This is a genomic window from Porphyrobacter sp. YT40, assembly GCF_006542605.1.
GTDB lineage: Bacteria > Pseudomonadota > Alphaproteobacteria > Sphingomonadales > Sphingomonadaceae > Erythrobacter.
In genome coordinates this window covers 173421-182800 of the sequence record NZ_CP041223.1, presented here as the reverse complement: position 1 = coordinate 182800, position 9380 = coordinate 173421, and the positions used below count along the sequence as shown (strand labels likewise).

Sequence of the window (9380 nt, the reverse complement as noted above, 5' to 3'; positions counted from 1 at the left end):
GCTGCGCCTCGCGTGATGCGATGGTCGGCGTGGCGCAGCGCGCCTTGCGTGCTTGCCAGCGCCGATCGCACCTTCGCGAGCGACTTCGGGCAATCGGCCTCGCGCAAGGTGCTGCGGGCGCGCTGAAGACGCGAGATGGCGGTCTCGATACTTTCCCGGGTTGAGGGCCCTGCAGGTCGGATACCCATTTTCAGTAATCCTCCGGTCTCATGATCGTGATGACCCGCCGCGTTTCGGCCGCGTTGGCCGGATCTTCCGATCCCCATTCGAAATCGGCGTCGAAATAGTCGATCTTCATCATCATGCGAATACCGTCCACCTCGAACCAGGCCATGTCGCGCTCCGGAGAGTCCTCTCCGAAATTGCATTCGCGCATGGCTTTCATGATCCGCGCCTGTGCGAGGATGTCACTGGCCCGCGAACCGTCGCTTAATTCGTCAAGGAGCCCGATCGTGAAGACCGTCCGCGCGGTCCGATCGAGCCCCTGCCGGGCTCGGTCGTTGAGTTCGGCGATCCGCTCCGTCCTCGTTTTTGGTGACGTCGTCGTCAGTGCGTCAAGCATGGTGGGTTTCTCCTGCGTGGAAGCGCTCGAGCCAGCTCGCCATCGGCGTTCGCTCTTCGAGCGGCTGCGAAGCTGCGCGGGTTTGGAACGCGACGAGATCCGCCGGCGCGCTTTCGATTATGCGAGCGATCTCCTCGTCGGGCAGCAAACCTTCGTTGCGGATGAAGTCCGTCATCCGCCCCGGCCTCGTGCGCGTCGAGCGCCGCCAGAGCCCCTCGACCGTCTTGAGGCGCGGAGACGCGCGGGCCTCGATTAGCACAATCGTCCTCAGCCATTCGGGTGAGAGCGCCCTGACCTCGTCGGGCTTCATCGCTGTGCAGAAGACGCAGGACGACTTTGGCGGAACCGGGAGGCCGGCCTCGACGATGCGGGCCTTGCAGTGCTCGCGATCCCATCCCCAGTCGCGCAAAGGATAGCGATTGTCGAACAGGGGATCATCGATGGTCCTTGCGTGAGCGTAGCGCTGCCCGTCACGTGGCGATGCATCGTAACCGATGTAGCGTATGACCTTGTCGCCTGCCGCCCAGGCCTCGATCGCTGGTTGCCACGCCTTCAGGAACGCCTCCTGGGGCGCCGCCTTGTATTTCAGCGAACAGCTGTGTCGCCCGAATGCGATGGACGGGAGGCACCCGTTGGTGAGCAGCGATTCTGTCAGGTTCTGGTAGGGCGGCCAGTTCTTGAAGCGCTTCGTTTCGTAGCGGACGACTTCGTAGGGAATGGAGCGCTCCTTCATCCATGCGCGCATCAGCCGCTGGAATTCGTAGGTTTCCGTCTTCTCGGCGCCCGTGTCGGCAGTCAGTACGAGGTCTGGCGCTTCGTCCCGGGCTTCCAGCTCGACAAGCAAGGCTGTGCTGTCGACACCGACGCCGTAACACAGGACCCGCGGCGGCATTAGTCGGTCTCCGGCAGGTCAGAGACCTCGACTGCGATCGGGCAGTCGTGGGTAAATGCGATCTCGACGCGTTTGCCCTTAGGCAGCGCCCACATGATCCGTGCGACCGCGTCTCGGAATTGGGATGCGATCGCCGCGTTCTCGTCGATCAGGATGCGATAGGCGAGCTCGCGGGCATCGCGCAGGAACCGGTCGTGTTGGGTGTCCCAGCTGTCGGCCTCGCTGTCGCTCCACGGTGAGAAGCACGCGTTGTCGAGGATGTCGACTAGCCTTTCAGGGGTCAGCGCCTCGGTACGAACGAACGCGATCGTGACATCGTCGAGCCCGTCCGAGCAGCACCCGTCGGGGAAGGTGAAGACGAGGTCGGCATCCACGCTTTCCCGCTCGGCCGTCCGGCCTCCCTGTTCGTCGATCGCGAATTCGAGTTGGATGGTCTCGGCTTCGGTCACTGTCGCGAGAGGCGGATCGGCTGCCACTGCGTCGACGCGATGTGTGATCCCGCCGGCTGTCACCAGGAAGATCGGTTCGCTGAATTCTCTCAGCTCGTCGTACCAGCTGTAGCCTTCGAACCCGCGTTTCCGCGACACGAGCTTCCCGCGGATCGGATTGTCGCCCAATGCACGTGCGATGGCCTGCCCGAAGTGCGCTTCGTGATCGTCCATCAGGAATTCGTCGCCGGTGATCTCTCGGCGCTCTCCGGACGCGATTCCGGTGTCGCCGTCGGCGATGTCAGGCTCCCACTCATCGAGGCAGGCCTCGGCCTCTGGCAGGTCGACACCGAGTTTGCGGGCCCGTTCGTAATCCTCGAAGGCGAGGCTGTGCTTGCCGTCGTGCGCGAGGGCCCGGTAGCACGCGATTTCGCAGGCCTTTTTCAGCGCCGTCAGGCCTGCGTTGTCGACGAATTCCTTGCGCGCGGGCAGGACGAGCTGGAGTTCCGGCGTGGCTCCGATGTCGACCTTGGCATGGAGCTGTTCGCCGCCGATCTGCGAGACGATGAACAGGTTGGCGAAAAGCGTCAGTCCGTGGAAGTTGACGGTCGGGGTTCGGTGATAGGGGCGACCCTTGAAGATGCCGATCCGACTTCCGTTCCGGGTCTCGATGTGATGGGCGCCCGTGAGGAAGTCCTGCCGGGGCTTTTCTCTGCCCCGGAATCGGACCGGCAACGGAAAGAACTTCGCCGCCTCGGCAAGCTCATGCTCCAGCGTGCCGTCGTGGATTCCCTCGACGTCGAACTGGATCGAGGTCCCGTGTGAGATCTCTGTGGTCCGAACGGCGATATCGCGTTCGCCGGTCCAGGCGTCTGCCGGGATTTCGATCGACCAACCTGTGATCGCATTCTCTGTGCGGCTTTCGATTCTCGCTGGCTTGCCCGCCAGGCTGAAGATCCCCATCCCGGCAGGATCCTCGCCGTTCGCCACGGCCGCGTCCCATCGCGAAGCGCCTAGCGCAAGCACGCGGGCTGGATCATCGATCCCGCAGCCGTCGTCGGCGATGGTAACCCGCAAGCCGTTCTCGACGGGCATCGCGTCGACGTCGACTCCGCTCGCGCCAGCGCGACGGGCGTTCTGCAGGAGCTCGTTCAGGATGTCGCCGATCGTCCCGTTGAACAGGCGCGTTACCTTCGAGATTGTTTCCGGGCTGACTGTCGCCCTGATCGTGTCGTGTTTCACCGGTGTCCTCCTTCATGGATCTGTTCCCGGCTTCCCTTCCCCCTCCCCTTTCCAGCGCGAGAATGTCGGCGAGTGTCGGCGGTCTGTTGAGCCGCGCACGGCGCCCGAAATGAAGGTCCCGCTTCGTCGCGAATTTCGACACCGACATGGCGTTTCGGTCCAGCGCCTGAGCAAGGTCGGCAATCGCGATATCGCGGCGATAGGCAATCTCGAGCGCGGCGAGCTCCTGCTCGCTCCACGGCCTGATGTAGCCGTGGACGAGGCCTAGCACATTCGCCCGGGTGGAGACTGCCAGCTTGCTTCGGCCGAGCTTCTTCGCGAGCGCCGCGTTCGGCATCGACCCATAGTGCTGTCGGAGACAAGCGATATCGGCCTCGCTCCAGTCGGGACCGCCGCGAAATCCGTTCTCGTGCTTGTGCGTACCGTTCAGACCGAGATGCTCGGCCCGCCATTTGATCGAGTGGCGTGTTCTTCCGAGGCGGGTTCTCAATGGCGTGAGGCTGCTGCCGTGCTCGTAGGCCTTGCGAAGAAGCGCGTCTTCCTCCGGAAGCCACGCCCTTCCCCAGCCTCTGGTGTAGCCCGCAGCGCGGATCTTCGGACCGAAGCCGGCCTTGGATCGGCGCGGAAATCCCTCGGTAGCGAGGATATCGATCGCTTCGGTGTAGAGGATACCCGTTTCGAGCAATTCGAGCGCACGGCAAATCTCCTCGTCGGTCCATCCATCGGGAGTGTTTGGATGGCGCAGCCCGAGCTTCGAGGCGCGGGACGCAGTTCCGCTGACGGGGCGGCCGATGATGGCGGCGATACGCGCGACGTCGATCGCTTCGGCGTAGCCTGCGCGCAGCTGCGCGTCTTCCCAGGCGGTCCAATCAGGCGGATTGGGTTCGGTGAGCTCGAGATACTGCGCGCGAGCGTAGATCGCGCTGCAGCTGCGGCCGAGGTCCCCTGCGATCGAGGCGGTGGCGTCGATCCCGTAACGTCGGGCAAGCTCGGCGTCATCGAGTGGCGTCCACTCGCGGACGGAGTTCCGTCTCAGGCCGAGCTCCTGGATCTTCGTTCGAACTGCGTGCAGCTTGCGGCCGAGATGTCTCCCGAGGTCCGCGATGGCTGTATCATCGGCAAACATTCGTGTGAGATCGGCCAGTTCCTCGGGAGACCAGGCGTCGTGCCTGAAGGGCATTTCGCGAAGCGGCCTCACCTGTTGCCGGCAGGGCTCGGGCACGTGGCCGGTGAGCTGGACGACGTCGAATCCTTCAGGCGAGTGCGACGAGATCGACATGGGCGTTCTTCTGCCGGAGGCGAGCGGACAGTCGTGCGATCCGCGTGTCCTCGCGGTGCGTTGTCTCGATCGCGCCGATCGCGGTGAGGGTATCAAGCGCGTCGTGGATATCGGTGCGCTCCCGCCCGGTGTGTGCGGAGAGCTCGCTGCAGGTGGTGGCGTTTGGCGAAATGCGAGCGAGCGCCTGGACCGTTGCGATTGCGAGCGTCGCACTGGGATCGAGGAGGAATGCGTCGAGTGCGCGGGTCCCCTTGACAGTCAGCCGCCCCCGGTCGGGCTGCGGCAGCGCCCGCATGGCATCGAGCGCGAGGAGGGCTTCGGCTTCCGCCGCTGTGTGGTCGGCCGAACCGATGAGTTCGGGTGTCGCGCCGATGTGTCGCGTGATCGTCGGATCGATCTTGGCCAGGGTAGCCCCGCTCTCGAGCGCCGGGCCCATCGCGTAGAATTCCCCCGGGGCGAGCGTCCGTAGCTTCTCGGCATCCTTCGCACAGAAGCCGAGAAAATCGGCGGCGCGCTTCACGTCGCGGTCGAAGACGTTGAGCCCGACGAGGAAGTTCAGCAGCTCGCTGGTTACCGACGCGCTGAGTTTCGCCAGTCTCTGGGTGGCGACTATGGTGGCGAGGCCTCGCTTCCGGCCTCGGCTGCACAGGTCGGTCAGGGTCGCTACGCCGAGCCGCCTGGTTTCGGCGTCCTGAGCGCGGCCCGCGAGGTGCGGCGCGAGCAAGTGACCTTCGTCGATGCAGACGAGCATCGTGTTGGCCCATAGCTCGGCAGGCGCGCTCATCAGCCCTGAAAAGAAGGCCGCGGCCTTGATGATCCGTTGCTCGGGATCGAGATCGGAGAGGTCGATATGTAGCGGAATCCTGTGTTCGCGCGCGCGCAGGGCCGCCGCACTGAGCCCGTCGGCGGTGATTTCGGTCGCCTTGATCGTCGTCGCGCCGATGTGCGCTGCCAGGTTGGCGAATTCGGCCTCGGGATCGACGATGATCGTTGTCATGTACTCGAAGGCTTCTTCGATGATGCGGCGAAGCGTTGCGCTCTTGCCGGCACCGCTCGTCCCCTGGATCAGGAGACGGCCCGCGAGGAGCTTGTCGAGATCGAGGTTGAGGGGCCCGGCATAGTGGCGGCCGATGGGGACGCAGTTTCGTTCGTTCGGGGTCTCGATGTCCATGAGGATCTCCTTTCGTGAAGATCTGAAGCCGCTTGCGCGGTGGGGATTTCGGCAAATGTTCGGCGAATCTTTTCCGAAATTCCGCCAATGCTTGGCGATGGCTTTCCAGCGTCAGGCAGCCCTGGCTGCGTGCAGCTCGGCAAATCGTTCACGCACCGCCCGGGCGGTCGGCCATCGGTTCGCTATGCGAAGTCGCGATGTGAGTGTTCCGCGCACGCTGCAGATCGTCGCGGCCTCGTCATGCGCCGGTATCCGCGGGGGCCAGCCCTTCGTGAATCGCAGGTCGGCGGGCAGGCGGCTCTCCAATGTGCGACGCTCGACCGCGAGTCGTTTTGCTGCTGCCAGGCCTCGCCTCTGGTCGCTACCGAGAATTTCCGGTCGGATGTCGCCGAGCCACCGGCCGGGTTGGAACGAAAATCCGGAGTTGATCTCGATCTCCACGATCGACCGGTAGGCCGGATGGTTTCCCTCGCACTGTGCGGAAACCATGAGGTTGTTGAGGCCCGCGAGGACGCAGTAGCTGCAGCTCAGGCGATCGGCGCCACGATCGTACGCTTCATGGAGTGGTATGGCGTGCGCTGAATGGTAGGCGAACACCTCCCCGGCGGTCCAATCCACGATTGGATGCCAGGTCAGCATCCGGGTTCCTGCACGGTTGCCGTCCGGCGCAAATCGCGTGTCGCGTTTGCTGACGGGTGCCGCGGCGCGCGCGTGACTTTCTTCGCGGCGTATCCCGACGACCGAAATGACCGTCTCTCCGGCCATTCTGGCGCGCAGGAACGATCCGATGGGCTGTACCTTCGTCTCGCCGGTGCAGAAGCGCAGGCGGGCAGACGAGAAGGGTGAGACGAGCTGGTAGGTCTCGAGGTTCTCGTAACGACGCAGCGAGCTCGCCCAGCGCTGTTCCCAGCGTTCGATGAGCCCTCCGGCCTTGCGCCGTACCACTGTCAGCTCAACAGCAAGCATGGCCGCGATCCGCTCGACCATCGCCGGCGTGGAGAGCCATTCGATGCTGCCCAGGTCAGCGTGTATCGCGTGGCGCCTGTCTCTGGGGTGACCGATCATGTCGAGGTGGGCGTTGACGGCGAACGCGGCCGCGCTGGAGTCCTTCCCGCCTGAGAGGCTGAAAACAACGTGGGCTCCTTGCCGGAGCGCCGAGGTCACCTCCGGGTCGAGCGCGATCGGCGGCTCGAAGTTGCTCATGCGATCCTCTTGGGCCGGATGGTTTCCGGGGGATCGCTGATCGTGTGCGCGATGGCCGACAGGACAGTGACCTCACCCCGTTCCCGATAGGCGTCCTTGTCGACGAGCGCGCAGAGTTCGTCGTCCGCATAGGTGGGCCGACCGAGGTGGTTCACGGAGACGACCTTGCGGGCGATCACGCCCACCTTTCCTTCGGGAACCCAGTCGGCCCAGTCACCCCAGGCCGTGGTGGTGCAGAATTCGCCGATGGCGGCGCGGTAGGCCTCGCGCGTGCGCAGAACGGACGACTGATTGGGTGCTACGCTCTCGCCTGTATGAGCGGCGTAGCGGTCGGGGTGCCAGCAGCGGACCGTGTCTCGGGCGAGCTGGAGAAAACCTGCAGTGGAGGTTTTCTGGAGTGCAAGTTCGCTCTCGAAGGCGAGGTAGACCAGCGACCAGTCGCAATCCTCCTCGTAGGCGTCTCCCGACAAACGCAGGGCGGCCGGCATGGCTGCGGATCTGGCCTCGGAGAGGAGCAATCCGCCGTGCGAGGCGGTTGTCACCGACCAGATTCCAGAGGCAATCTGATCGGCCTGCTGGACTGCGCCCCAAGGCGATTGATCCGGACGGGGTGAAAGCGGAAAGTTGGGCATGAGCGAGACCTCCTGACGGTTCGCTCCACCCCTCCCCCTTCCCTTCAGCCAATCACCGACAGCGCCCTTTCCGTGATCGCCTTGGCGGTGACCTCTGGGATCGGCAAGGCGAACACGGGCCCGATCTCGCGTAGCCGTTCGTATTCGATCGCGCGGAGTTCGAGATATCCAGGATCCGTCGACTGGAGCACCTGCAGGGCGAAGACCACCTGCTGCTGGGTTTGTGTGTCCTTCACGGCGATGAGGAAATCGGGGCGCGCCGAACCGTGCTCGGTCTCGATGTCGAAGAGGATCTTCTTGACCGACATCCGCACACGGGTGCGTCGCAGCTCGTACTGTGCGCCCTGCAGCTCCTTGAGGATTGTTCGATCATGGTCGCGCTCGGCCGGCACGAACTGGTTGCCGCTGAAGACGGGCTGTGCATAGGCGCGAAGCGCGCGATAGCCTTCCCGCTTGCTGTGTTCGCCGACAACGGCGAGGACAAGAAAGGGAGGTTGGACCTCCGCCCGGATGATGCCGGTGTGCTGGATCCGGTTGCGGACCTGAACGGTGCCGAGACCGGTGACGATCTCGCTCCCGGTGATTTCGCTCGCCTCGAGCAGCAGGAAGGCTTGCGGCGCGAAATCGGCGGGCCACGTTCCTTCGGCTTCGCGCAGGCGGGCGTGAACGCGTTTTGTTTCGTAGTCGATTGCGGTGGTGTAGAAATGCCGCGCAAGCGAGATGCCGGGCGCAATTTCGAACTGGCTTGCGATGTCGCGCAGACGCTTCATCTCGGCGCTGATCGAGCCTTCGCGCGGCCCTTGGGGCGGCAGCTCGCGCAGGATGTTGGAGCGCGCCCGCTCCAGCAGCAGCCAGAGCAGTTTGCCGAGCCGCGGAATGGCGACTCCGCGGGAGCGATCGTCCGGTTCGGTCGCGTCGGGTTTCTGTGCGAGCTTCTCAGGGGCCTTCTGATGGGCGTTGAACAATCCTTTGGGCACATCGATTTCGTAGAGCGTGTCCTTGCTCGTCTCGCGGATTCGCTGTGGCGCTTGGGGCATGTAGAAGGGGCATTTCGGGTCGTGGCTCGGCCGCGACGTAAGGCGTCTCAGGTAGTAGGTCTCTTGGAAGCTGAGGTACGCGGGACTCATCAACGGCGGCGGGCGATCCTCGCCCAGGCAATCGCAGGCGAGCCATTTCGTGTTTTCCCGCGAGGTCACCACCAGCGACACGGATGCCCGGTGGTCGGCGTCGCTGCCCTTACCTGTATACCAGCGAACCAGCGCATCCCTGAGGCCGCCGCTGACGGCGACCCTGCCGGTCTGGCCGGTAGTGTCCTTGGGTATGAGCCACATGATCGGACCTGTTGACGCGCCTTTTTGTTCACTCTATGTTCATCACATAAGGGAGTTTTGCAAGATGAACAAGGTTTTCGCCGTCGGCCAGTTCGATCTCGACATTGCGCTTCGCGATGCCGGCGTGGACGAGATGAATCGCCCTACCCGCCGATCGCTCGCGAATGCCTCGATCGGCGTCGAGGCGTTCGATGCCTATCATTCCGCTCGCGAATTGTTCGAGACGCTGGAAGCCCTTCATGAGGGCGAACGCGGCGCGAAGCGCAAGCTCACGCAGGTACTTTCCTGCGGCTGCGACGATTACCAGCGATGCCTCTACTATACGCTCGCTGGCCGCGGCGTGCTGCAGATGCTGGACGATCTCGAATGGCTGCTCGACTTGCTCAAGGCGCGGTGCGAGATCTCGGCATCATTGTTCCGGGCAGGTTCGCTCCCGCAGGTTCAGGTAAATCCCTATGTCTCGGCCGAGCCTGATGGTCCGGTGCCTGCGCGCGGAAGCGATTTTGAGCAGGGCGCGTCGTGGTTTCTCGATCCGGCGCTCGGCGGTCACATCGACGAGTAGTCCAGTTCGGGTGTGTGATTGGCATGTCGCTCGTCGCGGCAGCTTCCGACCCCATTGCGGACGCTGATAGATGTGATA

Annotated in this window: 8 protein-coding genes; 1 reads left to right on the top strand and 7 read right to left on the bottom strand. The window is 64.0% G+C overall.

Annotation, left to right across the window (positions count from 1 at the left end; translation table 11 throughout):
* Nucleotides 1-190: 190 nt before the first annotated feature.
* The 7 genes from E2E27_RS18575 to E2E27_RS18540 form a co-directional block, all read right to left on the bottom strand.
* Nucleotides 191-562: a DUF3768 domain-containing protein gene (locus E2E27_RS18575; protein WP_141462259.1), complete on the bottom strand. Its 372-nt coding sequence runs from the start codon at nt 560-562 to the stop codon at nt 191-193.
* The gene (locus E2E27_RS18570) at nt 555-1454 is read right to left on the bottom strand and encodes an adenine nucleotide alpha hydrolase family protein (RefSeq protein WP_141462257.1); all 900 of its coding nucleotides are present in this window, start codon (nt 1452-1454) and stop codon (nt 555-557) included. The genes E2E27_RS18575 and E2E27_RS18570 overlap by 8 nt, the downstream gene beginning before the upstream one ends.
* Before the next feature lie 1464 nt (nt 1455-2918).
* Complete coding sequence (locus E2E27_RS19300; protein ID WP_502705550.1) at nt 2919-4403, bottom strand: hypothetical protein; 1485 nt, start codon at nt 4401-4403, stop codon at nt 2919-2921.
* Nucleotides 4378-5574, bottom strand: coding sequence for a helicase HerA domain-containing protein (locus E2E27_RS18555; RefSeq protein WP_141462253.1), 1197 nt, complete (start codon nt 5572-5574; stop codon nt 4378-4380). The genes E2E27_RS19300 and E2E27_RS18555 overlap by 26 nt, the downstream gene beginning before the upstream one ends.
* A gap of 111 nt (nt 5575-5685) precedes the next feature.
* Nucleotides 5686-6777, bottom strand: coding sequence for a phosphoadenosine phosphosulfate reductase domain-containing protein (locus E2E27_RS18550; RefSeq protein WP_141462251.1), 1092 nt, complete (start codon nt 6775-6777; stop codon nt 5686-5688).
* Nucleotides 6774-7409 (bottom strand): DUF7007 domain-containing protein, encoded by a 636-nt coding sequence (locus E2E27_RS18545; RefSeq protein WP_141462249.1) that lies wholly within the window; start codon nt 7407-7409, stop codon nt 6774-6776. The genes E2E27_RS18550 and E2E27_RS18545 overlap by 4 nt, the downstream gene beginning before the upstream one ends.
* A gap of 44 nt (nt 7410-7453) precedes the next feature.
* Nucleotides 7454-8740, bottom strand: a complete 1287-nt coding sequence (locus E2E27_RS18540; protein ID WP_141462246.1) for a DUF8535 domain-containing protein — start codon at nt 8738-8740, stop codon at nt 7454-7456.
* Between E2E27_RS18540 and E2E27_RS18535 the strand changes: the two genes are divergently transcribed.
* Entirely contained in the window at nt 8730-9302 is a 573-nt protein-coding gene (locus E2E27_RS18535; protein ID WP_353653644.1) for a hypothetical protein, read from the top strand. The genes E2E27_RS18540 and E2E27_RS18535 overlap by 11 nt on opposite strands.
* Nucleotides 9303-9380 lie beyond the last annotated feature (78 nt).